This window comes from Streptomyces sp. NPDC058257 (assembly GCF_042881845.1).
Taxonomy (GTDB): Bacteria; Actinomycetota; Actinomycetes; order Streptomycetales; family Streptomycetaceae; genus Streptomyces.
The window spans coordinates 175126-200943 of the sequence record NZ_JBHVXJ010000012.1 but is presented as its reverse complement, the minus strand read 5'-3'; the positions used below and the strand labels follow the sequence as shown (position 1 = coordinate 200943).

Below are 25818 nucleotides of genomic sequence, written 5' to 3'. Positions count from 1 at the left end.
CTATGTAGGAGCAGCAGTCTTGCGCGAGTTCAGCCTTCCGGCCCTGTACGAGGTCCCCGCGGACGGCAATCTGACCGACATCGTCCGCAGAAATGCCGCGCAGCACCCGGATGTCGCCGTCATCGGCCGCAAGGTGAACGGCAGCTGGCAGGACGTCAACGCCAAGACCTTCCTCGTCGAGGTGCGCGCGGCCGCCAAGGGGCTCATCGCCTCCGGTGTGCGCCCCGGCGACCGCGTCGCCCTGATGTCCCGCACCCGCTACGAGTGGACGCTCCTGGACTTCGCGATCTGGAGCGCGGGCGCGGTCACCGTGCCGGTCTACGAGACCAGCTCGGCCGAGCAGATCCAGTGGATCCTCGGCGACTCCGGCGCCGTCGGCATCGTCGTCGAGCTCGACGCGCACACCGCGGCCGTCGACTCCGTGCGCGACCGGCTTCCCGACCTGGTCAACGTCTGGCAGATCGACCGCGGCGGCGTCGCGGAGCTGAACCGCGCGGGCGCCGACATCGCCGAGGAGACCGTCGACGAGCGCAGCGCGGTCGCGGGCGCCGACGACCCGGCCACCATCGTCTACACCTCCGGCACCACGGGCCGCCCCAAGGGCTGTGTCCTCACGCACCGCAGCTTCTTCGCGGAGTGCGGCAACGTGGTGGAGCGCCTCAAGCCCCTCTTCCGCACCGGCGAGTGCTCGGTGCTCCTCTTCCTTCCCGTCGCGCACGTCTTCGGACGCCTGGTCGAGGTCGCCGCGCTGATGGCGCCGATCAAGCTGGGCCACGCGCCCGACGTCAAGAACCTCACGGACGAGCTGGCGTCGTTCAGGCCGACCATGATCCTGGGCGTACCGCGCGTCTTCGAGAAGGTCTACAACTCGGCGCGCGCCAAGGCGCAGGCCGACGGCAAGGGCAAGATCTTCGACAAGGCCGCGGACACGGCGATCGCGTACAGCCGCGCCCTGGACACCCCGAGCGGCCCTTCGCTCGGCCTGAAGATCAAGTACAAGACGTTCGACAAGCTGGTCTACAGCAAGCTGCGGGCCGTACTCGGCGGGCGCGGCGAGTACGCGATCTCGGGCGGCGCGCCGCTCGGCGAGCGCCTGGGCCACTTCTTCCGCGGCATCGGCTTCACGGTCCTTGAGGGCTACGGCCTCACCGAGTCGTGCGCGGCCACCGCCTTCAACCCGTGGGACCGCCAGAAGATCGGCACGGTCGGTCAGCCGCTGCCGGGATCGGTCGTCCGGATCGCCGACGACGGCGAGGTGCTGCTGCACGGCGAGCACCTGTTCACGGAGTACTGGAACAACGAGGGCGCGACCGAAGAGGCGCTCGCCGACGGCTGGTTCCACACGGGCGACATAGGCACGCTCGACGAGGACGGCTACCTCCGGATCACCGGCCGCAAGAAGGAGATCATCGTGACGGCGGGCGGCAAGAATGTCGCTCCCGCGGTGATCGAGGACCGTATCCGCGCGCACGCGCTCGTCGCGGAGTGCATGGTCGTGGGCGACGGCCGCCCCTTCGTGGGCGCTCTCGTCACGGTGGACGACGAATTCGTGGGCCGGTGGGCCTTGGACCACGGGAAGCCCGCCGACTCCACGGCGGCGTCGCTGCGGGAGGACGCGGACTTCCTCGCGGAGATCCAGAGCGCGGTGGACGACGGCAACGCGGCGGTCTCCAAGGCGGAGTCCGTGCGCAAGTTCCGTGTCCTCGGCTCGCAGTTCACGGAGGAGTCCGGGCATCTGACTCCGTCGTTGAAGCTCAAGAGGAACGTCGTGGCGAAGGACTACGCCGACGAGATCGAGGCGATCTACCGCGGGTAGCGTGGGCAGGGGCGCCCACTCGCCGTGGGGGGCCTTGTCTCCTCGCGGCTCTCGGCCTGTTGTGGTTGCTCGCGCAGTTCCCCGCGCCCCCTACGGGGCTCAGCTGAGCGCCCCTTTAGGGGCGCGGGGAACGCACCCCACCAGGCGCTACAGCAACTCCCGCAGCTTCTCCGCCAGGAGATCCCAGCGCCACTTCTCCTCGACCCACTCCCGCCCCCGCTCCCCCATGCGCCGACGCAACTCCGCGTCACCGAGCAGGGTGACGATCCGGTCGGCGGCGGCCTCCGGGGAGCCGCCCCGGACGACCCACCCCGTCTCCCCGTCGAGCACCGCGTCCGGCGCCCCGCCGGAGTCCCCGGCGACGACCGGAAGGCCGGTCGCGGAAGCCTCCAGGTAGACGATCCCGAGGCCCTCGACGTCCAGCCCGCCCCGCCGGGTACGGCAAGGCATCGCGAAGACGTCCCCCGCGCCGTAGTGCGCGGGCAGTTCCGCCCACGGCACGGCACCCGTGAACCGCACGGAGTCCGCGACCCCCGTCTCGGCAGCGAGCTTCCGCAGGTCCTTCTCATAGGGGCCGCCCCCGACGACCAAGAGCACCGTTTCAGGCGCCCCCGCCAGGATCCTCGGCATGGCGAGGATCAGCGTGTCCTGCCCCTTGCGCGGCACGAGCCGCGACACGCACACCACGACCGGCCGGTCCGTCAGGCCCAGACGGGCCCGCACGGCGTCCCCGCCCGATCCCGGGTGGAAGGTCTTCTCGTCGACGCCCGGCGGAAGTTGGACCATCCGCCCGGCCGCCGCGGGCGACAACGCGGCGGCGATGCGCGAGCGCGTGTACTCGCCCAGATAGGTGATCGTGTCCGTCGACTCGCCGATACGGCCGAGCAGTTGGCGTGAGGCGGGCAGCTGCGCCCACCCCGCCTCGTGCCCGTGCGTCGTGGCGACGAGCCGCCGCGCCCCCGCCTTCCGCAGCGCGGGTGCCATCAGGCCCAGCGGCGCCGCCGCCCCGAACCACACCGACTCGCAGCCGTGTTCCCGCAGGAGCGAGACCGCGCGCCGCGTGACGCGCGGGGTCGGGAGCAGCATCGTCGTGGGGTCGCGTACGACTTTGAAGGGCTGCTCCGCGTCGAAGGCGGCCGTCGCTTCGGCGCCCTCGCGGCCCCGCTTCCACGTGGAGGCGTAGACGACGAGCTGTTCGGGGTCCAGGCGGAGCGCCATGTTGTGCAGGAACGCCTGGATGCCACCGGGCCTGGGCGGGAAGTCGTTCGTGACGATCAGGGTCTTGTGCATCGTCGCCCGACAGTACCGATAAGCCCGCCGGAGCGCCGAACGGCCTCGCCTCCCGGCGGCCCCGCCTCTTGGCCCATTCACAGCCGCGCCCGGCATCATGGTGTACCGAACCACAATGAAGTATCCGAAAAGGGGCGTGGTGCACGTGGCGCGGACACCGGCCGTCCGGGTCCTGACCGTCCGGGTCCTGACCGTCCGGGTCCTGACCGTCTGGGTCCTGACCAGGACCGTGCTGCTGCTCTGCGTCTTCCATGTGCTCACCGCCCCGGGTCCGGACGTGACCAGCGACGTCTCCGTCATCTACCAGGGCTGGTACGAGGTCCTGCGCACGGGCACCTTCCCCCTCGACGACGTCACCTGGCAGTACCCGCCCGCCGCCGCGCTCGCGATCCTCTCCCCCGCCCTGCTGCCCTTCGTCGGCTACACGTCGGCCTTCTTCCTGCTCGCCTTCCTCGCCGACACGCTCGCCTGCGGACTGCTCCTGTACGCGGGCTCACGGCCGGGCAAGTCCCTGCGGGGAGCCTGGGTGTGGGTCGTGGGCGTGGCGCTGCTCGGGCCGACCGTGTACGCCCGCTACGACGTGATGGTGACGGCCGTCGCCGTCGCCGCGCTGCTCGCGGGGGCCCGGCATCCCCGCACGATGGGGGCGCTCGCGGGGTTCGGCGCGCTGCTCAAGGTGTGGCCCGCCCTGCTGCTCATCGGCACGCCACGCGCGCGTGCCACCCTCAGTTCCTGGGGCGCGGCCCTGGCCACCGCCGTCGGCCTGACCCTCGCCTTCCTCGTGACGATGCCCGGCGCGCTCGCCTTCCTGACCTTCCAGCGCGACCGCGGCACCGAGATCGAGTCGCTCGGCGCGCTCGTCTTCCACGTGGCGCGCCACCTCGGCTGGCAGGGCGACGTACAGCTCAACTACGGCTCGGTGGAGTTCCTCGGCCCGTATGTCGCGCTGGTCAGCACGGTCGCGCAGGGGCTCTCCGTGGCGGCCTTCTGCTGGCTGCTCGTATGGCGGCTGCGCGCGCGTGCCTGGTCGGCGAGCACGGTCGCGGACGCGGCCTTCGTCGCCGTACTGCTGTTCACGGCGACGAGCCGGGTGATCAGCCCGCAGTACCTCCTGTGGCTGGTCGGGGTAGCCGCCGTGTGCCTGGCGTTTCGCGCGAGCCGCATGGTGGTGCCCGTGTGTCTGGTGCTCGCGGCCACGTTCGTCACGTTCCTGGAGTTCCCCCTCTGGTTCTCGCACGTGGTGGCGAGCGATCCGCTGGGCATCACACTGCTCGTCGTACGCAACGGTCTGCTCGTCGCGGCGGCGCTGCTCGGCTGCCGCAACCTGTGGCGGCGGACGGTGTCCGAACCCCGCGCCCGTGAGAGCGAGTCGGCGCCCGAGGAGGTCAGCCGAGCTCCTCGCGCAGATACGTACGCCACCGCGCCGTGAACTCCTGCTCACTGGTGTCCAGGACGTCCTTCAGCGCGTCCTGGACCGCACCGGGCCTCTTCTTGTGCTCGCCGACCTCTTCGTAGAAGCCCGTCAGCTTCTCCTCGCCCCACTGGTCAGCGATCATCCGGCAGGCCAGCCACGACCCTTCGTACGCCTGGGCCAGCTTCCCCGCCTCGCCGCTGAAGCCGAAGGCCTCGTCATCGGGGAGCGCGCCGGGCAGTTGCTCGCGCTGGACGGCGCGGCGCAGTTCGGGAGCGGCCTGTACGGCGGTGCGGCCCGTGCCGCGGTAGCCCACCCAGTCGGCGAAGCCTTCGGACAGCCACAGCGGGGTCGCCGGTGAGGTGCGCGCGCGGGTCGCGACATGGGCCGTCTCGTGGGTCAGGACGACCTGCTTCCCGAAGTCGCCGAGCAGCCCGTACGCCTCGGGGTTGACGATGATCCGGTCCGCGGGCGCGGCCCCGGATCCGCCCGCCTCCCCCGTGGTCACCGCCGCGATCCCCTTGTAGCCCGACGCGGGCGCCCCGAGCAGCCCTGCCATGCCGCCGAGGGACTTGGGCACCAGGACGACGACCCGCCCCGGCCACTTCCCGGGCCAGGCGTCCGAAACCAGGGGCGCCGCCCGGTCGGCGAGGTCCGCGTACCCGCGCAGCGTCTCCTCGTCCCGCTCGCCCCGCCCGATGCCGAGCACGAGGCTGTGAGCGCCCCGTACGGACGTGACGGGCCCCTGGTCCCAGAGCTGCTCCGTCGCCTTCTCCGCGGGGCGCTCAGCAGCGACGTACCACCGTCCGTCGCGCTCCTTGAGCGTGAGCGCGCGCGACGTGGTGAGCGGCTCGCTGTCGTAGCCCTTGATCCGGTACCGGAGGTCCGCGGTCGCCGTGGCCCGCGTGCCGCTGCGCTCGAAGGCCGTCAGGCGGTACTGCCAGGACTTCAGCGGCACCTCGCGGAGGTTGTCGTAGACGTCGGCGGCCTCGGCGTCGCGGCCCGTCGCGCGGTAGGCCTCCACGTCCCGGTCGAGCACCGCGTCCGCGCGCCGGTCGAGCAGCCCGCGCACCTCGGCGGGCGCGGCATCGGGCGCCGAGGGACCGCCGCACCCGACGAGGCCGCACCCCACGAGCAGGGCGGCACAGATCCCCGGCACCCACGAGCCACGCCTTCGACCAGCCACGATTCAGATCGTACGGCCAGCGCGCCGCGGAGCGCCGGTCAGACCCGGGTCACCGACGACACCGGCATCATGCCGACCGGGTCGTAGCGCACGGCCGCTCCGGGGTAGGGCGCGTGCACGACCTGGCCGTTGCCCATGTACATCCCGATGTGGCTCGCGTCGTCACGGTAGGCGACGAGGTCACCGGGCCTGGCCTGGGACAGGGGCACCTGCTGCCCGGCGTACCGCTGTGCCTGCGAGGTGCGCGGCAGACCCACGCCCGCCTGCGCGTACGACCACTGCATGAGGCCCGAACAGTCGAATCCGGAAGGACCGTTGGCACCCCACACGTAGGGGCGGCCCACCGCGGAGCGTGCCGCGGCGATGGCGGCGGCGGCCCGCGGCGAGGACGGCGCGGCGCTCCCGAGGTCGGGCATGTCGCCGCGTCCCGAGCGCGACGCCCTGTCGTACCGCTCCCGGTCCCGCGCGGACAGCGAGTTGAGCAGCTTGCGCGCCTTGGCGAGCTTGTGCTCGACGCCGCGCTTGTGGCGGGCCACGGCGGTGCGGCTCTTCTCCAGCTCGAGGAGTTTGCGGCCGGCCTCCGTGCGCTCCTGGTCGAGGCTGCGCTGGGCCTTCTGGAGGTCGGTCAGTTCACCGGCCTGCCGGACACTGATGCGGTCGAGCGCCGCCGCCTTGTCCAGGTAGCCGTCCGGGTCGGAGGAGAGCAGCAGGGCCAGGGAGGGATCGATGCCGCCCGAGCGGTACTGGGCTCCGGCGAGCGAACCGAGCGCGCCGCGCATCGTGTTGATGCGCTCCTGGCCGCGGGCGACGCTGTCCTTGGCCCGCGCGACCTGCCCCCGCAGGGTGTCCGCGCGTTCGTCGGCCTTGTTGTACAGCTCGGTGGCCTTCTCGGCCTGCTCGAAGAGGTGGTCCACCTTGGCCTTGGTGGTGGCCGGGGTGTCGTGCGGCGCGGCGCCCGCCGGTGCGGCGCCGAGTGCCGCGGCGGCGGCGGCCGCAGCGGCCGAAAGGATGGTGACGCGCGTGCTCCGGTCCAGGCCGGACAGCGCGAGACGACGATGGGACCCCACGGGAAGCCGCTCTCCCTCCGCATGACGGACCCCAGGGCGAACCCGGGGGAATGTCCCCCGATACGTCGGGGGAATGCGCGCGACAGTAGCCGTGGGATCACGTCACGGCCAAAGACCCTGCCGTGTACACACCGTGACGCCCCGCCGGAGACGCAGGTCACCGACGGGGCGCGGGGTCAGCGGGAGTTACCGGAATTCGCCCGTTTGGGCGGTACTCCCGGTCGTTTCAGATGCGGACGCCGAACTGGAAGGAGCCGATGGTGGACATCGACTCGTAGCGCACCACGGCGCCCGGCTTCGGGGCGTGAAGGACCTGGCCGTTGCCCGCGTAGAAGCCGACGTGCGCGAGGCTGTTGAAGAACACCAGGTCGCCGGGCTTCAGCTCGCCGCGGCCGATCTTCGTGCCGTCGTTCTGCTGGGTGTACGTGGTCCGGGTGATCTGCACACCGGCCTGGTTGTACGCCCACTGCGTGAGGCCGGAGCAGTCGTAGGAGTTGGGACCGCTGCCCCCGGAGACGTACGGCTTGCCCGTCTGCGTGGCGGCGGCGCTCAGGGCGGCCTGGCCGCGCTGCGAGGCAGGGACCTCCTTGCCGAGGTCCACGCGGTCACCGGCGTCGCGGCTCGCGCGGGTCTCCTTGGCGGCGAGGTCCGCCTTCTCCTTGGCGGTGAGGGTGTTGAGCAGCTTCTGGGCGGCGCCGAGCTTGCTCTGGACTTCCTTCTTCTTCTTGCCGAGTTCCTTGCGCGTGTCGGCGAGGTCCTTGAGCTTGTCGGAAGCCTCCTTGCGCTCCTGCGCGAGGGTCCGCTGCTTCTCCTGGACCTTCTTGAGCGCCTCGACCTGCTGGCCGCTCAGCTGGTCCATGGTCGACGCCTTGTCCAGGTAGTCGTCCGGGTCGGCCGAGAGGAAGAGCTGGACGGAGGGGTCGAGGCCGCCGGAGCGGTACTGCGCGCTGGCCATCGAACCGAGGCCGTCACGCAGGTCGTTGAGGCCCTCCTGGCCGCGGGCGACCTTGTCCTGAAGCTCGCCGATCTCCTTCTCGAGCTTCTCCTGCTTCTCCTTGGCGCCGTTGTACCGGTCGGTGGCCCGGCCCGCGTCCTCGTAGAGCTTGTCGACCTTGGACTTGACCTCGTCCTTGCTCGGCTTCTCGCTGGGCGCCGCGTTGGCCGCCTGGGAAGTGAGTGCGACGGCAGCGGCGGCGGTCGCGGTGAGCACGGTCACGCGGGCGCGGCTCGGCTGCTTGGGTCGACGGTGGGACGCCACGAAGGCGGCTCCTTCTTCCTCCAGCCGCCTACCGAGACCCGGTCGGCGGGTACCACCGCTGTCACCCCGGATGGGTGATCAACCGAGCGGAGGTTCGAAGCGAGACCTTAGTGACCTCCTTGTGATCAGTTCAAATCCCGAAGGGTAAAAAGGGGGGTGCGGGGCGCATATTTTACCGATAACGCACAGGCTGTAATGATCGATTGACGCTACGTTGCGTAGTCGGCGCCCCAATTCGGGCATAGAGAACAGGAGTTACTTGCTCACCCTTTGCCACGCGAAAGCGGCACGCGTCAGCCACCCGAGAACGGCGCGCCTCAGCCGCGTGGAAGCCCCGTGCGTCAGCCGCGCGAGAGCCGCTTCAGGAGCACGGCCGAGGCGACGGGGCGTGCCCCCGCCTTCGCGATCCCGTCGGCCACTTCGCGGTCGGTCGACACGACGACCACGGGGCGCCCCGGAGGCTCCGCGCGCACCAGTTGGCGGATCAGTTCGTCCGCGGTGACGCCGGGCTTGGAGAACAGCACACGCACCCCGCGCGGCGGCGCGAGCAGTACGGGCGCGGCGAGTTCGGCCCCGTCGAAGACACAGGTCATCTCGGCGCCGGTCTGCGCGGCGAGTTGCGAGAGCGAGCCGAGGAGCCGCAGCCGCTGTTTCTCCAGGGGCATCGTCGGATAGCCGGTCTTGGTGACGTTGTAGCCGTCCACGACCATGTGCGCCTGCGGCAGCGCGAGCAACTGGTCGAGGATCGCCGGGTCGTTCTCGGAGAGCGCGCGGGCGGCGATGTCCTTCGGCGTCATCCGGCCCGGCTCGACGGCGTCCACGGTCTCGGCGGGCCGCACGGATACGGGCGGCAGGGCCAGTTCACGGCGCAGCCCCTGGGCGGACTCCAGGACCGTGTCGAGCAGCAGGCGCACCCGCATGTCCTCGACACTGCGCCCCTCGCGCGCCGCCCTGCGGCTCGCCTCAAGGGCCGCCTCCGTCTCGCTGAGCCGCGCCTTGAGCCGCCGGGACTCGCTCTCGGCGGCGGACAGCTGCGACTGGCCGTCGGCACGTGCCGCGTCGAACTCGGCGGTGGCCTTGCGCAGGGCCGCCTCGCCGCGCTTGACGTCGCTGAGGGCACTGCGCAGCTTGCGATGCATCGATTCGGCTTCCTTCTTCGCCGACTCCAGCTCCGCGCGCAGCCGTTCGGTGTCGGCCTTCGTCTGGCCGCGCGCCGCGGAGAGTTCCTGGCGCAGCCGTTCGAGCTCGGCCCGCGTCTCGTCGTCCACGCGCTCGGCGTCCGCCCGCAGGGCTTCCTCGCCCGCGGCGGTCACCAGCTTCACCCAGCCGGTGGGGCGCAGTACATAGGCCGCGGCCGCCACATCGAGGGGGTCCGCGGCCGGGGGTGGTGATCCCGCGTCCAGGGCGCCGGTGAGCTCGGGCTGCGCCTCTCTGAGACGTTCGCCGATGCGCTGGCGGAAGAGCGGGTCGCCCTCCAGGGCCGTCGCCATCGCGTTGCCCGCGAACTTCGTGCGCCGGGTCGGCGTGAAGCGGGCGTACTGCCTCAGCTGTGCGGGCAGTTCGCCGACCGTGAGGCCGCCGAAGCCGTCCGAGACGATCTGGACGACCCGCCGACGCACTCCGTCCGGCAGCGGACGGTCGAGCACCTCAGCGGTGCCGTCGTCCGGCTCCCCGCTCGCGCTCTCCACCATCCGTCACCCCACTAGCTGTGCGGGCCCCGCTCCCTCAGGAGCCGGCACCCGGCCTGTCCACGAGTTCCACCTGGTCCACCGCGTTGCACCAACGGCAGCGCACCGACTCGATGGTCTCACTGACCACCTCGCGTTCCTCGATGTTCGACTCACCGGCCAGGTCGAGGTGCACATATTCGACCACCTTCGAACTGCGGGTCACGTCGAAGCGCGTGAGATTGCCGCAGAGCGCGCAGCGCCACCGGGTGGTGTCGGTCGGCAGAGGAACCGTCATCGTGGCTGTTCGCTTTCCTTCGGAATTCCATGGTGCGTGGTGCCCGTAACCCTAAGGCCTGTAAGGGTCTCCATGCGGCGACCTCCTACGCGGCGGGGCACTCTGTACGGTTTGCTGCGCTTACGTCATGCTCTGTTCATGATCAAGACGTGGGGTACGACGGCGGGCCAGACGCTCAGAGGTCAGTCGGCCCCGGTGACGTACGGACTGATCGCCGTCTGCTGTCTGGTGTTCCTGATCTCCCCGATGTCCGGGTTCAATCCCACCTACGGCACCGGTGACAAGCTGCTCGCCGCCCAACAGGCCTACTTCGAGCGCTGGGGCGTGGTCCCCTCGGAGCTGTTCAGCGGGGCGATGCGGCCCGTGCTCGCCCCGGCCACCGCGCTCTTCGTGCACGGCAGCTGGCTGCACCTCCTGGGCAACATGCTCTTCCTCTTCGTCTTCGGGGCGATGGCCGAGGAACGGATGGGGCACTTCCAGTTCGCGCTCTTCTACCTCTGCTGCGGCTATCTCGCCCTGTTCGCCTACGCCGTCGCGCACGCGGGCTCGGACCAGACCCTGGTGGGCGCGTCGGGGGCGATCTCCGCGGTGCTCGGCGCGTTCCTGCGGCTCTTCCCGAAGGCGCGGGTCACCAGCCTCTTCCCGTTCCTCTTCTTCCTGCCGCTGCGCTTCCCCGCGTGGGTGGTGCTGCCGTTCTGGGTGGCGCTGCAGTGGCTCGCGGCCCTACAGGGCGGGCAGGGCCCCGGCGTCGCCTATCTGGCCCATATCGTGGGGTTCTCACTGGGCTTTCTCTACGCGTGGGTGCGGTATGTCAGAAGAAACAGGCCGGCGCGGAGCGCCTCTTTGGAAGGGCGGGAGCGGGAGACGGGAGGGCTAGAGTGAAGCAGCCAGCACCCGTCATCGAGGGAGACAGTCAGCCGTGATCACCGCGATCGTGCTCATCAAGACCAGCGTGGACCGGATCCCGGAGATCGCCGAGTCGATCGCCGCCCTCGACTGCGTCAGCGAGGTCTTCTCCGTGACCGGCACGTACGACCTGATCGCCATGGTGCGTGTCGCGCACCACGACGACCTGGCCGACGTCATCCCCGGCAAGATCAGCAAGATCCCGGGTGTGGAGGGCACGGACACACATGTCGCGTTCCGCACGTACTCGCAGCACGACCTCGAAGCGGCGTTCGCCATCGGCCTCGACTCCTGAGCCTCGCCCGGCACTTGTCGCCGGGCGCCAGATGAGGGTTTCTTCATCCGCCGCTCATACTGCTGACGCACCGCGCCCCGCACGCTCGCTGTCAGGGTCTTCTCCCACCGCACGGCTGCCCTGGCCGCCGTCGTGGCGATACCCCTCGGCATCGCCGCCACCAGCTACGCCCTGACCGACAGCCCCGAGCCGCCCAACGTGCCGCCCAAGGTGGAGCTGGAGAGCGGTTCGCCCTTCACGAAACCCTCATCGCCCCGGCCGACGCCGAGCGACGAGACGGTGTCGCCGCCCCCGGTCAGCGAGAACCCCTCGGACGACGACGGCAGCGACAACGATGACGACCGGGGCGACAACGACGACGACGGCCCCGGTGACGACGGCTGAGTCGGCGCGCCGCTGGGTCTCCGCCCGCGTCCGCATCCTGCTGTGGCTCCTCTTCGTGATGGCCGTCGCGCTCGCCGCGGTGGCCGCCGCCAAGGGACGGACCAAGGCTCAGGCGGCCGTGGTGTCCGGCACGCAGCGGCCTTCCTCCGTGCGGTAGTTCCAGCGCGCGCCGTCCGCCACCAGCTCCTTCACGGCGCGCACGAAACGCTCCACGTGCTCGTCGGGGGTGCCCGCGCCGAAGCTCACACGGATCGCGTTCAGCGACTTCTCGCCGGGCGCGGCCTCGGGGGCACCGCACTCGCCCTGGGTCTGCGGGTCGCTGCCGAGCAGGGTGCGCACCAGCGGGTGGGCGCAGAAGAGGCCGTCGCGTACGCCGATTCCGTACTCGGCGGAGAGCGCGGCGGCGAAGTGCGAGCTGTTCCAGCCCTCGACGACGAAGGAGATGACGCCGACGCGCGGCGCGTCGTCGCCGAAGAGCGAGAGCACCTTCACTGCGGGCACATCGGCGAGGCCCTCCCGCACCTTCGCGATGAGGTGGCGCTCGCGGGCGACGAGCTCGTCGAAGCCCGCCTCGGTCAGCGCCTTGCAGGCGGCGGCGATCGAGTACACGCCGATGACGTTCGGCGAACCGGCCTCGTGCCGCGCGGCGGTGTCGTGCCACTCCACGTCCACACCGCCGTCCGTACGCCGCGCGACCTTGCGCGAGGCGCCGCCGCCCGCGAGGTAGGGCTCGGCCGCCCGCAGCCAGTCGGAGCGGCCCGCGAGGACGCCCGAGCCGAAGGGCGCGTACAGCTTGTGACCGGAGAAGGCGACCCAGTCGACGTCGAGGTCGTCGATGGAGACGGGGTGGTGCGGCGCGAGCTGCGCGGCGTCCAGGACGATGCGGGCGCCGTGCGCGTGGGCGGCGGCGGCGAGCTCCTTGACCGGCCACAGCTCACCGGTGACGTTCGAGGCGCCGGTCACGCAGACCAGGGCGGGCCCGTAGGGATCGCGGTCGGCGAGGGCGCGCTCCAGGGTCTCGACGGCCTGCTCGGAGGTGCGCGGGGCGTTCAGGTACGTCACGCGGGCGTCGCGCCACGGAAGGAGCGAGGCGTGGTGCTCGGTCTCGAAGACGAAGACCTGGCAGTTCGCGGGCAGGGCGGCGGCGAGCAGGTTCAGCGAGTCGGTGGTCGAGCGCGTGAAGACGACCTGGTCGTCCTCGCGGCAGCCGAGGAACTCGGCGACGGTGACGCGGCTGTTCTCGAAGAGGTCGGTGGAGAGCTGCGAGAGGTACCCGGCGCCCCGGTGCACGCTGCCGTAGTACGGCGCGTACGCGGCCACGTCGTCCCACACGCGCTGCAGGGCCGGGGCGCTCGCCGCGTAGTCGAGCGCCGCGTAGGTCACTTCGCCGCCGGTGACGAGCGGCACGGTGACGTCACGGCCGAGGACGGGCAGCGGCTCGGCACAGACGGATCGGTCGGCGACAGCGGTGGGGACAGACATGGCGAACTCCCGTGGGAAGGCAGGCGAGTTCACTGCGAGGACGCACGTAGGGCGCCGCAGTGATGAAAGAAAAGGGGGTGCGGAAAAGGGGCCGGAAAGCCCTATCGCATTCGCTTGCTCACGAGACTGCTCCCTTGAGGACCAGGACCCCAGGGATACGACACTCATCGAGTGCGCAGGGGTCCGCGCTTGCCATACGCCTTGCTGCGTACGGCCTGGTCTTCACCCGGGGCACCCCGCCACGGACGGAGGGTTGCCGGACAGCGAGCCGGGGCCTAATCGCTGTCACTCATGACCTGCTCAGCATCTTGCCACACGATCTTCTCGGTGCACACCGCAGTCCGGGATCCGGACTGCGGTGTGCGCCACACTCACGCCGCACTCATGCCACGCTCACCTGTTGCTGGCCGCCACCCAGCGCTCCAGGGACCTCTTCGCGGCCCCGGAGTCGATCGACTCCGCCGCCCTGGCGATACCGGCGCCGATCTGCTCCACGAGGGTCCCCTCGCCCGGCGAGAGGGCCACCAGGGCCGCCGCCGTGTTGAGCAGCACGGCGTCCCGCACGGGGCCGCTCTCCCCGTCCAGGAGGCGCAGCGCCACCTCGGCGTTGTACGAGGCGTCAGCGCCCCGCAGCGCCTCCACGGGGACCAGGTCGATGCCGACGTCCCGCGGGTCGAACGCCTCCTCGCGCACGACGCCGTCCCGCACGACCCAGACCCGCGACGTCGCCGTGGTCGTCAGCTCGTCGAGCCCGTCGTCGCCGCGGAAGACGAGGGAGGAGTGCCCGCGCTCGGCGAATACCCCGGCCACGATGGGCGCCATCCGCGCGTCGGCGACCCCGACCGCCTGGGCCCGTACCTTGGCCGGATTGGTGAGCGGGCCCAGGGCGTTGAAGACGGTCCTGATCCCCAGCTGGCTGCGCGCCGCACCGGCGTGTCGCAGCGCCGGGTGGAACTTCACGGCGAAGCAGAAGGTGATCCCGGCTTCCTCGGCCACCTCGACGACCCGCTTCAGCGGCAGCTCCAGATTCACCCCGAGCTTCTCCAGGACGTCGGAGGCGCCCGAGGCACTGGAGGCGGCGCGGTTGCCGTGCTTGACGACCTTCGCACCCGCGCCGGCGGCCACGATCGCGGACATCGTGGAGATATTGACGGTCTTGGCCCCGTCGCCGCCGGTGCCGACGATGTCGACCGTCTGGCCCGGCACCTCGATCACATTGGCGTGTTCGTACATCGTGCGTACGAGGCCGGAGATCTCCTCCACGGTCTCGCCCTTGGCCCGCAGCGCGACCACGAAGCCCGCGATCTGCGCGTCGGAGGCCTCACCGCGCATGATGCGGTCCATGGCCCACGCCGTGTCATCGGTGCTCTGGTCGCGTCCCTCAAGAAGACCGTTCAGCACACCGGGCCAGGAACGGGCCGCCGCGGTGTTGCCTCCTGCGGGGGTCACAGCGCTCATCTGCCGCTCCTGGGTTCGTATAGGCGTAGGACAGGAACACCTTATCCAGCCCTGGGGACGGCAAAGAGCCCCGTCCATGCACTGGATGCATGGGACGGGGCTCTCGCCGTGGCGACCTTGTGGTCAGTACCTCAGTACCTCAGTACCTCAGAGCGTCAGGGGATCAGTGGTGGCCGTGGCCGCTCGTGATCTCCTTGTACTCCTCGGTGGTGGGCTTGGGGATCTGGTTGTCCTCCCCGTAGTAGCCCTTGGAGAGCTTGGCCCTGAGCTTCTGCGGCCCGCTCACCTTGCGCTCGACACCGTTCTCGTCGACCCCGGGGCCGATCTCGACCGGCGCGTACTGCTCGTGCGCGGTGAGCGTGTGCAGCTGCTCCTGGTCGAGCGGCTCGTGGACCTCGATGAACTCACCGTGCGGCAGGCGCTTGATGATGCCCGACTCGCGGCCGTGCAGGACCTTGTCCTTGTCGCGCCGCTGCAGACCCAGGCAGATCCGCTTGGTGGCGATGAAGGCGAGGACCGGTGCCACGAAGAAGGCGATGCGCACGAACCAGGTGATCGAGTTGATCGACAGGTGGAAGTGCGTGGCCCAGAGGTCGTTTCCACCACCGACGAGCAGCACGAAGTACCAGGTGATCCATGCGACACCGAAGGCCGTACGGGTCGGAACGTTGCGCGGGCGGTCCAGGATGTGGTGCTCGCGCTTGTCCCCGGTGACCCAGGACTCGATGAACGGATAGACCGCGATCGCGACCAGGACCAGCGGGAAGATGATCAGCGGGATGAACACACCCAGGACGAGCGTGTGACCCCAGGCGTTGATCTCCCAGCCCGGCATGACACGGATCAGACCCTCGGAGAAGCCCATGTACCAGTCGGGCTGGGCTCCGGTGGAGACCTGGTCCGGCCGGTAGGGGCCGATCCCCCAGATCGGGTTGATCGTGGCGATCGCCGAGACGGCGACGATGACACCGAAGACCAGGAAGAAGAAGCCTCCGGCCTTCGCCATGTAGACGGGCAGCAGCGGCATGCCGACGACGTTCTTGTTCGTCTTGCCGGGACCCGCGAACTGCGTGTGCTTGTGGTAGAAGACCAGGATCAGGTGCGCCACCACGAGACCGAGCATGATGCCCGGCAGCAGCAGGATGTGCACCGAGTAGAACCGGGCCACGAAGTCGCCGCCGGGGAACTCCCCGCCGAACAGGAACATCGAGAGGTACGTGCCCACGATCGGCACGGACAGGATCGCGCCCTGCATGAAGCGCACACCGGTACCGGAGAGCAAGTCGTCCGGGAGCGAGTAACCGGTGAAGCCGGTGAACATGCCCAGGACGAACAGCAGGAAGCCGAAGACCCAGTTGACCTCGCGCGGCTTGCGGAAGGCACCCGTGAAGAAGACGCGCATCATGTGCACGAACATCGCCGCGAGGAAGATCAGCGCCGCCCAGTGGTGGATCTGCCGGATCAGCAGACCACCGCGCACATCGAAGCTGATGTGCATGGTCGAGTTGAACGCCTCGGACATCAGCTGGCCCTGCAGCGGGATGTAGCTGCCGTGGTACTCCACCTCGTTCATCGACGGGTGGAAGAACAGGGTCAGGTACACACCCGTGAGGATGATGATGATGAAGCTGTAGAGGCAGATCTCACCGAGCATGAAGGACCAGTGGTCCGGGAAGATCTTGCGCATGTTGGCCTTGGCCAGGGAGTAGATCCCCAGGCGGCCGTCGGCCCAGTCGGCGACCCGCTCACCGGCGGGCGCCTCCTTCTTACGGTTGTCGTTCGCCGTAGTGCTCATCCGCGCTCCCAGAATGCAGGACCGACGGGCTCGGCGAAGTCGCCGAGCGCCTCGAGGTAGCCCTCTTCGTTCACGGCGATGCGCAGCTGCGGCAGCGCGTGACCGGCCGGGCCGAAGATCACTCGGGCACCGTCGGAGAGGTCGAAGGTGGACTGGTGGCACGGGCAGAGGACGTGGTGCGTCTGCTGCTCGTACAGGGAGATCGGGCAACCGACGTGGGTGCAGATCTTCGAGTAGGCGACGACACCTTCGTGCGACCACTCGAGCTCTTGCTTGTCCTTGATGTCCGCCGGCTGGATCCGGACGATCATCAGGGCCGCCTTGGCGATCTCCTTCTGGAAGTCGTGATCGTGCTCCTCCAGGCCCTCGGGCTTGGCGAAGGTCAGCGAGCCGACCTGGACGTCCGACGGACGCAGCGGCTCGTTCGTGTTCATGTTCACGAGCAGCTTGCCCTTGGACCACAGCGTGTGCCGCAGCTTGTCCTCGGGCAGCGGACCGAGGTCGCGCAGCAGGACGACGCCGGAGAGCGGCACCATGGCGAGCGCGCCGAACATCGTGTTGCGGATCAGCTTGCGCCGGCCGAACTGCGACTCCGCGGCACCGGCCTTGAAGTCGGCCATGACCTTGGCCTTGACCTCGGGCTCGGCCTCGATCGGGTGTCGCTCGTCGGCGACCTCCACGTCGGACATCAGGGTGCGGGCCCAGTGGACCGCGCCCGCGCCGATGCAGAAGAGCGCCACGCCCAGGGTCATGCCCAGGGAGAAGTTCAGCGCACTGATGTGGCCGATCGGGAAGATGTAGACGCGCTTGTCGACCGGGAAGGCCACATACGAGGCGATGAAGCCGATCGTGGCCAGCATCGACAGCGTGAACAGGAAGGCGACCGCACGCTCGGAACGCCTGGCGGCCCGCTCGTCGATGTCCTGGACACGATGCTCGTGGGGCGGAAGCCCCGGGTCGGCGAACGGGTTCTCGTCCGCTACCGCCACCGAGCCGTGCTCGGTCTCCTGCACGCTGGGCAGGTTCTCTTCTGGATTCTCTTTGCTACTCATGACTTCTTGGCCTTTGCGGTCCGAGCGGCGACCCACACGGCGACCGCGATCAGCGTGCCGAGACCGAAGATCCAGCCGAACAGGCCTTCACTGACCGGACCCAGGCCACCCAGCTTGAGACCGCCAGGGCTCTCGGTCTGTTCGCCGTTGACCGCGTCGAGGTACGCGATGATGTCCTTCTTGTTCTTCTCCGGCATCGTCGTGTCGGGGAAGGACGGCATGTTCTGCGGGCCGGTCTGCATGGCCTCGTAGATGTGCTTCGGGGAGACATCCTCCAACGAAGGGGCGAACTTGCCCTTCGTCAACGCGCCGCCCTCACCGGTGAAGTTGTGGCACTGCGCGCAGTTGGTGCGGAACAGCTCGCCACCCTTGGCGATGTCCGCGCCGTCCGGGCTGTACTGCTTCTCGGTGGGAACGGTCGGGCCCGCGCCCAGCGAGGCGATGTACGCCGCGAGCTGGTCGATCTGGGCCTGGTTGTAGATGGCCTTCTTCTTCGGCGCCTGGGCGCCCGGCTGCTGCAGCGGCATGCGGCCGGTGCTGACCTGGAAGTCGACGGCGGCTGCGCCGACGCCCACCAGGCTAGGACCGTCGGAGGACCCCTGACCGCCGGTTCCGTGGCAGCTGGAGCAGCCCACGGAGTACAGCTTCTTGCCCTCGTCGATGGCGAGGGACTGGGCGGTGTCGTCGGCCTGCGCCTTGTCCGCTGGTGCGAACGCGGCGTACAGCCCCCCGGTGGCCGCCAGCGCGAGGAGTAGGACGACGACCGCCGCCAGCGGGTGGCGTCGTCGTGCGGAGAGCTTTTTCACGGATTACCCCGGTGTCAGGATCTTCTGCGTCGATGCTTCTGGAATGAGTCGGAACGTCGGGCCCGTCGTGAGCCCGGCATCCGTTTACTTGATCATGTAGATCGTGGCAAAGAGACCGATCCAGACAACATCGACGAAGTGCCAGTAGTAGGACACGACGATGGCTGCGGTCGCCTGCTCATGGGTGAACCTCTTGGCCGCATACGTCCTGCCGAGGACCAACAGGAAGGCGATGAGCCCGCCTGTCACGTGCATGCCATGGAAGCCGGTGGTCAGGTAGAAGACCGAGCCGTACGGGTCGGACGAGAGCGAGAGGCCCTCGTGCTTGACCAGCTCGGTGTACTCGTACACCTGACCACCAATAAAGACCGCACCCATGATGAAGGTGACGATGAACCACATCCGGAGCTTCTTCACGTCACCACGCTCAGCGGCGAACACGCCTAGCTGGCAAGTGAGGGAGGAGAGCACCAGGATCGTGGTGTTCGTCGCCGAGAACGGGAAGTTCAGCGCGGACGCCATTTCCTTCCAGTGCTCAGGTCCTGTCACCGATCGCAGGGTGAAGTACATCGCGAAGAGGGCCGCGAAGAACATCAGCTCGGAACTGAGCCAAATGATGGTTCCGACGCTGGTGAGGTTCGGCCGATTGACCGGCGGGTGCGCGTGCCCGGTATCTACTGTCGTTGCTGTCGCCACGACCGACATTATGTCGGTCGCTTATCCCGCCCTCACCCCGGGGGGTGCCGTTCGGAGTGTCTGAGGGGTGTGTCCTGCCCGTATGGCCCATCGAAGGGCTGTCCGAACCGCTGTTGACGGGGTGTCCGGAGGAGTAGCATCCGCGCATCGGTCCCCGGCGAAATGCCCTCAACGAAGCGGAGGAACAATGCAGCCGACCGCCACGGTGCTGGTCTACAGCGACAACGCGAGCACCCGCGAGCAGGTCCGGTTGGCCACCGGACGCAGGCCGGCGACGGACGTTCCCGCGGTCGAGTTCATCGAGTGCGCGACGCTGCCCGCCGTGCTGAAGGAACTCGACCGGGGCGGAATCGACGTCTGTGTCCTGGACGGCGAGGCGACGCCCGTCGGCGGCATGGGGGTCTGCCGTCAGCTCAAGGACGAGATCTTCCAGTGCCCGCCCGTGCTCCTGCTCATGGGGCGCCCGCAGGACGCCTGGCTGGCCACCTGGAGCCGCGCGGAGGCGGCGGTGACCCTTCCGGTCGATCCCGTCGAGTTCGCGGGCTCTCTGGCCGCTCTGCTGCGCGACAGGCTCGCCATCCAGGCCTGACGGCACGACAGAAGGCCCCGCACCTCGGTGCGGGGCCTTCTGCGCTGTTCCGTGCCGTGCTCTGTGCTGTGCCGTGCTCTGGGCTGTTCCGTGCCGTGCTCTGTGCCGTGCCGTGCCGTGCTCTGGGCGGGGCCGTCAGACCTGCGGCCGCAGCCTGGCCGCGTCGACCGCCGCGGGGCCCTTCTTGACGCCGCCCAACAGGGCGCTGCCGTCCTTCCAGTCCTTCCAGTCCACGTTCCAGTCGCCCAGGCCGTTGCCGAACGGGTCCATGTCCGCTCCGGCGCTGTTGACGACCTTCACGATGTCGCCCTGCCGGACGGTCTCGTAGAACCAGGCGGCGTCGTCGGTGCTCATGCCGGTGCAGCCGTGGCTGGTGTTCGCGTACCCCTGTGAGCCGACCGACCAGGGAGCGGCGTGCACGTACTCACCCGAGTCGGTGACCCTCGTCGCGTAGTAGACCATCTTGTCGTAGAAGTCCGATGCGCCGATGCTGGCACTGGTCATGCGTACGGAGTACTCCTTGCCGAGCACCACCTTGACGCCGTTGCGCGTGGAGTAGCCGGGCTTACCGGTCGTCACCGGCATGGAGTTGATCTCCTCGCCGTTGCGATAGACCGTCATGTAGTGCGAACCGGCGTCCGTCACGGCCTCGACCCGGTCGCCGATGGTCAGCTTCAGGGGCTTGGCGTCGCCGCCCCAGAGCTTCTCGCGGACCTTGATGCCTTCGAGGTTGCTCCGCACGTTGATCTTCGCACCCGCGGGCCAGTACTCCTTGGGCCGGTAGTGCAGCGTCTTGCTGTCCACCCAGTGCCAGGCGCCCCGCGTGACCGGCATCGTCTCGACCTTCAGGGCGCGCTCCACGATCTCCCTGGACTTCTTGTTCTTCACCTTGGCGCTGAGCTTCGCCGTGACCGGCTGGCCGACGCCGTACTTGCCCGAGTCGGGGCCGAAGGTGACGTCGAGGCGCTTCTTCTTCTGCGGGGCGTTCGTGTCGAACGTCAGGACCTTGCGGCCCGGCGATCCCTCCTCGTCCTCGGCGCTGACCCGCACCGTGTAGTGCGTGCCCGCCGCGAGGGGCGTGGTGCTGTGCCAACGGGCGCCGTCGGCGGAGAGTTCACCGGCGACGTAACGGCCCATCTCGTCGGTGGCCGTCACATCGGTGACGCGCCCCTCATCACCCTGGGACGTGACCTCAAGGGGCTTGTCCGGATCCGCCTTCTGGCTGCCCACAGGCCCGTTGAAGGCGATCTGGCCCGCCGCGTCGTACGGCTTCGCCGAGAGCGGATGGCCGTCGGAGCCGCCACAGGCCGTGGTTCCCACCCCGAGGGCGGCCACCAGCATGGTGCAGCTCAGTACCGTACGGATTCGCGGTGAGTGGTTCATGAACACACGGTATGAAGGTTCATCGGCCTCGGCGCGCCGAGTCACCCGTCCGAGGGTGAGGACACCACACACGAGGGGCCCGGATGCTCCTGACGGAGTATCCGGGCCCCTCGGTGAAGCGGTGGATCACAGACTCACTGGGTCTGGTTCTCGCCCCGGTAGTACTCGAAGACCCAGCCGAAGAGGCCGATCATCAGGATGGGGGCCGAGAAGTACAGCAGCCACCAGCCGAAGACGACGCCCATGAAGGCGAGCGCGCCACCGATGGCCAGCGAGAGCGGCTGCCAGCTGTGCGGGCTGAAGAAGCCCACCTCGCCGGCCTCGTCCGCTACGTCGGCCTCCTTGTTGTCCTGTGCGGCAGCGTCGACACGCCGGGCCGTGAAGGCCAGGTAGTAGCCGATCATGATGCACAGACCGAAAGCCAGGAACAGCGCGGTCGTACCGGCCGGCTCCTTCGACCACACGCCATAGACGATCGCCATGACGAGCACGAAGACGCTCAGCCAGATGAACATCTTGCCTTGGACCTTCACTTGCCGGCCTCCTTGCCGCCCGCGAGCGCCTTGTCACCGTGGCCGCTGTTCTCGAGCTGGTCGAGAGCCGCGATCTCAGGGTGATGCAGGTCGAACGCCGGGGATTCGGAACGGATCCGCGGCAGGGTGAGGAAGTTGTGCCGCGGCGGCGGGCAAGACGTCGCCCATTCGAGCGAACGGCCGTAGCCCCACGGGTCGTCGACCTCGACCTTCTTGCCGTACTTGGCGGTCTTCCAGATGTTGTAGAAGAACGGCAGTATCGACAGACCGAGCAGGAACGAGGAGATCGTCGAGATCGTGTTCAGCGCGGTGAATCCGTCGGCCGCGAGATAGTCCGCGTAACGACGCGGCATGCCCTCGGCGCCCAGCCAGTGCTGCACCAGGAACGTGCCGTGGAAGCCGATGAACAGCGTCCAGAAGGTGATCTTGCCGAGCTTCTCGTCCAGCATCTTGCCGGTCATCTTCGGCCACCAGAAGTGGAAGCCGGAGAACATCGCGAAGACCACGGTGCCGAAGACGACGTAGTGGAAGTGCGCGACCACGAAGTACGAGTCGGAGACGTGGAAGTCCATCGGCGGCGAGGCCAGGATGACGCCGGTCAGACCACCGAAGGTGAAGGTGATCAGGAAGCCGACGGCCCAGAGCATCGGTGTCTCGAAACTCAGTGAGCCCTTCCACATCGTTCCGATCCAGTTGAAGAACTTCACGCCCGTTGGCACGGCGATCAAGAACGTCATGAAGGAGAAGAACGGTAGGAGCACGCCACCGGTGACGTACATGTGGTGCGCCCACACGGTCACGGAGAGACCCGCGATCGCGATCGTGGCGCCGATCAGGCCCATGTAGCCGAACATCGGCTTCCGGGAGAAGACCGGGATCACTTCGGAAATGATTCCGAAGAATGGTAGGGCGATGATGTACACCTCTGGATGGCCGAAGAACCAGAAGAGGTGTTGCCATAGCAGCGCGCCGCCATTGGACGCGTCGAATACATGGGCACCGAATTTACGGTCCGCCTCCAGGGCGAACAGCGCGGCGGCCAGGACCGGGAAGGCCAGCAGGACCAGTACGGCGGTCAGCAGGACGTTCCACACGAAGATCGGCATCCGGAACATCGTCATGCCAGGAGCACGCATGCAGATGATCGTGGTGATGAAGTTGACCGAGCCGAGGATCGTGCCGAACCCGGAGAAGGCCAGACCCATGATCCACATGTCGGCGCCGATGCCCGGCGAACGGACGGCGTCCGACAGCGGGGAGTAGGCGAACCAGCCGAAGTCGGCCGCACCCTGCGGGGTGAGGAAGCCGGCCACCGCGATGAGCGAGCCGAAGAGGTACAGCCAGTACGCGAACATGTTCAGCCGCGGGAACGCCACATCGGGCGCGCCGATCTGCAGCGGCATGATCCAGTTCGCGAATCCGGCGAACAGCGGCGTCGCGAACATCAGCAGCATGATCGTGCCGTGCATCGTGAACGCCTGGTTGAACTGCTCGTTCGACATGAGCTGCGAGCCGGGGCGAGCGAGTTCGGCGCGCATGAAGAGCGCCATCACTCCGCCGATGCAGAAGAACGCGAACGACGTGACCAGGTAGAGCGTGCCGATCGTCTTGTGGTCAGTGGTGGTCAGCCACTTGATGACCACAGCGCCCGGCTGTGCGCGCCGTACCGGCAGCTCGTTCTCGGACGAGTCTTCCGCTGCCGAGGCACCCTGAGGTTCGTTGAGGATGCTCACAGGTTGTTCGTCTCCCGGTTCTTCTCGTGCTTCGTCTGCTCGATGCCGGCCGGGATGTAACCGGTCTGGTTCTTCTTCGCCAGGTCCTCGAGGTGCTTCTGGTAGCGCTCGGGGGAAACGACCTTGACGTTGAAGAGCATCCGGGAGTGGTCGACACCGCAGAGCTCGGCGCACTTGCCCATGAAGGTGCCCTCCCTGTTGGGAGTCACCTCGAAGGCGTTCGTGTGGCCCGGGATGACGTCCTGCTTCATGAGGAACGGCACCACCCAGAAGGAGTGGATGACGTCACGCGAAGTCAGTACGAACCGGACCTTCTCGCCCTTGGGGAGCCAGAGGGTCGGGCCGGGGTTGTTGTTCTGCGGGTTCCGCTGGCCGGGCGTACCGACGTCGTAGACACCGCCGGCGTTGGACGGGAACGCATCACGGAACTTGTCCGGGATGGCCTCCAGCTCCTTGGCCGACTTCGCGTCGTCCTTGTCGGAACCCTTCACGTCCTCGATGTAGTTGAAGCCCCAGCTCCACTGATAGCCGACCACGTTGACCGTGTGGGCGGGCTTCGCGTCGAGATGGAGGAGCTTCGACTCATCACGTGCCGTGAAGTAGAAGAGCACCGAGACGATGATGAGGGGGACCACCGTGTAGAGCGCCTCGATGGGCATGTTGTAACGCGTCTGCGGAGGTACCTCCACCTTGGTGCGGCTGCGCCGGTGGAAGATGACACTCCAGATGATCAGCCCCCACACCAGCACGCCCGTGATGAGCGCTGCCGCCCACGAGCCCTGCCAGAGGGAGAGGATCCGAGGTGCCTCTTCCGTTACCGGGGTCGGCATTCCAAGGCGGGGGAAGTCCTTGTATGTGCAACCGGTAGCGGTCGCAAGGATCAGGCCCGCAGTCAGCACCTGCGGCAGCTTCCGCCGCATCGGGCGCCGCGACGAGCGGTCGGAGCCGTTGGGACTCACGTAGCGCCTTCCCGAGAGTCTCGGCCCGCGCGGTCGGGTGCGGCCTTCTCGGTCGTCGGTCGCCGCCCTGCGGCGGGCAGGGGTTTGGATGTTTATGCGGGCCAAACCTTACTGGACGCTATTTGGGGTCGCGCGGGGAGGGTGCCTAACGCGCCGCGGGTCACTCCGAAGGGTGTTACGGCCCGACGTCCGGCCCTTTCTGACGGGGGGTCCGGCCGCCCGGCGGCCCGGGGGCCCGGCACATCCGGCGGCCACGGGTCCCATTGGCTCGATCGCGCGGCTCCTCGCGCCCCCGCGGGGCGCTCCCCCGGGGTGTCTTCTCAAGCAAACGTTCTAGCGTTGCCCCGTGTCCTACTTCGATGTCGCCTCCTCCGCTCCCCTCCACCCCGTGGCCCGGCAGGCGCTGCAGGCCTCGCTCGATGAGGGGTGGGCCGATCCGGCGCGGCTCTATCGCGAGGGGCGGCGGGCCAGGATGCTGCTCGACGCCGCGCGGGAGGCCGCCGCGGAGGCGGTCGGGTGCCGCCCCGACGAGCTCTCCTTCACCTCTTCGGGTACGCGGGCCGTGCACTCCGGGATCGCCGGGGCCCTCGCCGGGCGTCGGCGTGTCGGGCGGCATCTGGTGGCGTCCGCGGTCGAACACTCCTCGGTACTCCATGCGGCGGCGGCCCTCGAGTCCGACGGGGGGACGGTGACGGAGATCCCGGTGGACCGGTCGGGCGCGGTGTCCCCGGCCGCGTACGCCGCCGGTCTGCGCCCCGACACGGCCCTTGCCTGCCTCCAGTCCGCCAACCACGAGGTGGGCACCGAGCAGCCGGTGGCCGATGTCGCCTCGGCGTGTCGCGCGGCCGGGGTGCCGCTGCTCGTGGACGCGGCGCAGTCGCTGCCGTGGGGCAGGGTGGACGGGGAGTGGTCGCTGCTCGCCGCGAGCGCCCACAAGTGGGGCGGGCCCGCGGGAGCCGGGCTGCTCGTCGTGCGCAAGGGGGTGCGGTTCGCCGCGCAGGGCCCCGCCGACGAGCGGGAGTCGGGGCGTGCACCCGGCTTCGAGAACATTCCGGCGGTGGTCGCCGCAGCGGCCTCGCTCCGTGCCGTACAGGCCGAGGCCGCCGAGGAGGACGCCCGGCTGCGGGAGTTGACGGAGCGGATCCGGGCACGGGTGCCGGGGCTCTTGGCGGACGTGGAGGTGGTGGGCGACCCGGTGCGGCGCCTGCCCCACCTGGTGACGTTCTCGTGTCTCTATGTCGACGGGGAGACCGTGCTGCACGAGCTGGACCGGGCAGGCTTCTCGGTCTCGTCCGGCTCCTCCTGCACCAGCTCGACGCTGACCCCGAGCCACGTCCTGAAGGCGATGGGCGTGCTGAGCGAGGGCAACGTCCGCGTTTCACTCCCACGGGGGACCCAGGAGGCGGAGGTCGAGCGTTTTCTTCAGGTGCTGCCGGGCGTGGTGGCCTCGGTACGTGAACAACTGGGCGCGCCGGTGGCGCCGGTGGCGCGTGCGCGGTCCGCTTCCCTCGTCGTGGACGCGCTCGGCAAGCGCTGCCCGCTGCCCGTCATCGAGCTCGCGAAGGTCATCGGGGACGTCCCGGTGGGCGGCACGGTGACGGTCCTCGCCGACGACGAGGCGGCGCGGCTCGACATCCCGGCGTGGTGCGAGATGCGGGGCCAGGAGTACGTGGGCGAGGAGTCGGCGGACCACGGCTGTGCCTATGTGGTCCGCCGGAGCTCCTGACCGGGCCGGGCAGGAGCTCCGGCGGACT

At 69.0% G+C, this 25818-nt stretch carries 24 protein-coding genes and 1 riboswitch; of the genes, 8 read left to right on the top strand and 16 right to left on the bottom strand.

Going from position 1 to position 25818, the window contains the following annotated elements; translation table 11 throughout:
* Window positions 1-19 precede the first annotated feature (19 nt).
* A complete protein-coding gene (locus tag ACFVXC_RS27185) occupies window positions 20-1816 on the top strand; it encodes an AMP-dependent synthetase/ligase (protein ID WP_389909860.1) in 1797 nt (598 codons plus the stop codon).
* A 147-nt stretch (window positions 1817-1963) separates the two neighbouring features.
* Here ACFVXC_RS27185 and ACFVXC_RS27180 read toward each other — a convergent pair whose 3' ends face one another.
* Entirely contained in the window at window positions 1964-3106 is a 1143-nt protein-coding gene (locus tag ACFVXC_RS27180) for a glycosyltransferase family 4 protein (protein WP_389909857.1), read from the bottom strand.
* Between the two features lie 115 nt (window positions 3107-3221).
* Here ACFVXC_RS27180 and ACFVXC_RS27175 point away from each other — a divergent pair, with 115 nt between their 5' ends.
* The gene (locus ACFVXC_RS27175) at window positions 3222-4535 is read left to right on the top strand and encodes a glycosyltransferase 87 family protein (RefSeq protein WP_389909855.1); all 1314 of its coding nucleotides are present in this window, start codon (window positions 3222-3224) and stop codon (window positions 4533-4535) included.
* On the opposite strand, the gene ACFVXC_RS27170 is transcribed toward ACFVXC_RS27175, so the two are convergent.
* The 5 genes from ACFVXC_RS27170 to ACFVXC_RS27150 all read right to left on the bottom strand — a co-directional run bounded on the left by ACFVXC_RS27170 (window position 4492) and on the right by ACFVXC_RS27150 (window position 9993).
* The gene (locus tag ACFVXC_RS27170) at window positions 4492-5703 is read right to left on the bottom strand and encodes a hypothetical protein (RefSeq protein ID WP_389909852.1); all 1212 of its coding nucleotides are present in this window, start codon (window positions 5701-5703) and stop codon (window positions 4492-4494) included. The genes ACFVXC_RS27175 and ACFVXC_RS27170 overlap by 44 nt on opposite strands.
* Window positions 5704-5741: 38 nt before the next feature.
* Window positions 5742-6770, bottom strand: a complete 1029-nt coding sequence (locus ACFVXC_RS27165; protein WP_389909850.1) for an NlpC/P60 family protein — start codon at window positions 6768-6770, stop codon at window positions 5742-5744.
* 226 nt (window positions 6771-6996) lie between these two features.
* Window positions 6997-8028, bottom strand: coding sequence for a C40 family peptidase (locus ACFVXC_RS27160; RefSeq protein ID WP_389909847.1), 1032 nt, complete (start codon window positions 8026-8028; stop codon window positions 6997-6999).
* A gap of 341 nt (window positions 8029-8369) precedes the next feature.
* Window positions 8370-9719, bottom strand: a complete 1350-nt coding sequence (locus ACFVXC_RS27155) for an NYN domain-containing protein (RefSeq protein WP_389909845.1) — start codon at window positions 9717-9719, stop codon at window positions 8370-8372.
* Window positions 9720-9753: 34 nt separating this feature from the next.
* Window positions 9754-9993: a hypothetical protein gene (locus tag ACFVXC_RS27150; protein WP_383270441.1), complete on the bottom strand. Its 240-nt coding sequence runs from the start codon at window positions 9991-9993 to the stop codon at window positions 9754-9756.
* Between the two features lie 138 nt (window positions 9994-10131).
* Between ACFVXC_RS27150 and ACFVXC_RS27145 the strand changes: the two genes are divergently transcribed.
* The 4 genes from ACFVXC_RS27145 to ACFVXC_RS27130 all read left to right on the top strand — a co-directional run bounded on the left by ACFVXC_RS27145 (window position 10132) and on the right by ACFVXC_RS27130 (window position 11735).
* Entirely contained in the window at window positions 10132-10875 is a 744-nt protein-coding gene (locus ACFVXC_RS27145) for a rhomboid family intramembrane serine protease (RefSeq protein ID WP_389909840.1), read from the top strand.
* 37 nt (window positions 10876-10912) lie between these two features.
* Window positions 10913-11194: an Lrp/AsnC family transcriptional regulator gene (locus ACFVXC_RS27140; protein WP_389909837.1), complete on the top strand. Its 282-nt coding sequence runs from the start codon at window positions 10913-10915 to the stop codon at window positions 11192-11194.
* Window positions 11195-11326: 132 nt separating this feature from the next.
* Window positions 11327-11578 carry a small secreted hydrophilic protein gene (locus ACFVXC_RS27135; protein ID WP_389909835.1) on the top strand — a complete coding sequence of 84 codons (252 nt, stop codon included), beginning with the start codon at window positions 11327-11329 and terminating at the stop codon, window positions 11576-11578.
* Window positions 11565-11735: a hypothetical protein gene (locus ACFVXC_RS27130; protein ID WP_389909832.1), complete on the top strand. Its 171-nt coding sequence runs from the start codon at window positions 11565-11567 to the stop codon at window positions 11733-11735. The genes ACFVXC_RS27135 and ACFVXC_RS27130 overlap by 14 nt, the downstream gene beginning before the upstream one ends.
* Here the strand turns inward: ACFVXC_RS27130 and ACFVXC_RS27125 are convergent.
* The 6 genes from ACFVXC_RS27125 to ACFVXC_RS27100 all read right to left on the bottom strand — a co-directional run bounded on the left by ACFVXC_RS27125 (window position 11687) and on the right by ACFVXC_RS27100 (window position 18876).
* Entirely contained in the window at window positions 11687-13060 is a 1374-nt protein-coding gene (locus ACFVXC_RS27125; RefSeq protein WP_389909829.1) for an aminotransferase class V-fold PLP-dependent enzyme, read from the bottom strand. The genes ACFVXC_RS27130 and ACFVXC_RS27125 overlap by 49 nt on opposite strands.
* Before the next feature lie 180 nt (window positions 13061-13240).
* Window positions 13241-13357, bottom strand: a riboswitch (SAM riboswitch).
* Between the two features lie 96 nt (window positions 13358-13453).
* Window positions 13454-14518, bottom strand: coding sequence for an anthranilate phosphoribosyltransferase (gene trpD, locus ACFVXC_RS27120; RefSeq protein WP_389909827.1), 1065 nt, complete (start codon window positions 14516-14518; stop codon window positions 13454-13456).
* A 163-nt stretch (window positions 14519-14681) separates the two neighbouring features.
* Window positions 14682-16313 carry a cytochrome bc complex cytochrome b subunit gene (locus tag ACFVXC_RS27115; protein ID WP_389909825.1) on the bottom strand — a complete coding sequence of 544 codons (1632 nt, stop codon included), beginning with the start codon at window positions 16311-16313 and terminating at the stop codon, window positions 14682-14684.
* Window positions 16310-17365, bottom strand: coding sequence for a Rieske 2Fe-2S domain-containing protein (locus tag ACFVXC_RS27110; protein ID WP_389909822.1), 1056 nt, complete (start codon window positions 17363-17365; stop codon window positions 16310-16312). Before ACFVXC_RS27110 ends, ACFVXC_RS27115 begins: the two co-directional genes overlap by 4 nt.
* Entirely contained in the window at window positions 17362-18171 is an 810-nt protein-coding gene (locus ACFVXC_RS27105; RefSeq protein WP_389909819.1) for a c-type cytochrome, read from the bottom strand. The genes ACFVXC_RS27110 and ACFVXC_RS27105 overlap by 4 nt, the downstream gene beginning before the upstream one ends.
* A gap of 84 nt (window positions 18172-18255) precedes the next feature.
* On the bottom strand, window positions 18256-18876 hold the full coding sequence (locus tag ACFVXC_RS27100; RefSeq protein ID WP_160504601.1) for a heme-copper oxidase subunit III: 621 nt from the start codon (window positions 18874-18876) through the stop codon (window positions 18256-18258).
* 178 nt (window positions 18877-19054) lie between these two features.
* Here ACFVXC_RS27100 and ACFVXC_RS27095 point away from each other — a divergent pair, with 178 nt between their 5' ends.
* Window positions 19055-19456 carry a hypothetical protein gene (locus ACFVXC_RS27095; protein WP_389909817.1) on the top strand — a complete coding sequence of 134 codons (402 nt, stop codon included), beginning with the start codon at window positions 19055-19057 and terminating at the stop codon, window positions 19454-19456.
* 135 nt (window positions 19457-19591) lie between these two features.
* Here the strand turns inward: ACFVXC_RS27095 and ACFVXC_RS27090 are convergent, their stop codons facing one another.
* The 4 genes from ACFVXC_RS27090 to coxB all read right to left on the bottom strand — a co-directional run bounded on the left by ACFVXC_RS27090 (window position 19592) and on the right by coxB (window position 24064).
* Window positions 19592-20839, bottom strand: a complete 1248-nt coding sequence (locus tag ACFVXC_RS27090; RefSeq protein ID WP_389909814.1) for an Ig-like domain-containing protein — start codon at window positions 20837-20839, stop codon at window positions 19592-19594.
* A 134-nt stretch (window positions 20840-20973) separates the two neighbouring features.
* Entirely contained in the window at window positions 20974-21372 is a 399-nt protein-coding gene (locus ACFVXC_RS27085; RefSeq protein ID WP_389909811.1) for a cytochrome c oxidase subunit 4, read from the bottom strand.
* Entirely contained in the window at window positions 21369-23105 is a 1737-nt protein-coding gene (gene ctaD / locus ACFVXC_RS27080) for a cytochrome c oxidase subunit I (protein ID WP_389909809.1), read from the bottom strand. Before ctaD ends, ACFVXC_RS27085 begins: the two co-directional genes overlap by 4 nt.
* Window positions 23102-24064: a cytochrome c oxidase subunit II gene (gene coxB / locus ACFVXC_RS27075; protein ID WP_389909806.1), complete on the bottom strand. Its 963-nt coding sequence runs from the start codon at window positions 24062-24064 to the stop codon at window positions 23102-23104. The genes ctaD and coxB overlap by 4 nt, the downstream gene beginning before the upstream one ends.
* A gap of 346 nt (window positions 24065-24410) precedes the next feature.
* Between coxB and ACFVXC_RS27070 the strand changes: the two genes are divergently transcribed.
* Window positions 24411-25790 (top strand): cysteine desulfurase/sulfurtransferase TusA family protein, encoded by a 1380-nt coding sequence (locus ACFVXC_RS27070; protein ID WP_389909803.1) that lies wholly within the window; start codon window positions 24411-24413, stop codon window positions 25788-25790.
* The last annotated feature ends 28 nt before the right edge of the window (window positions 25791-25818 follow it).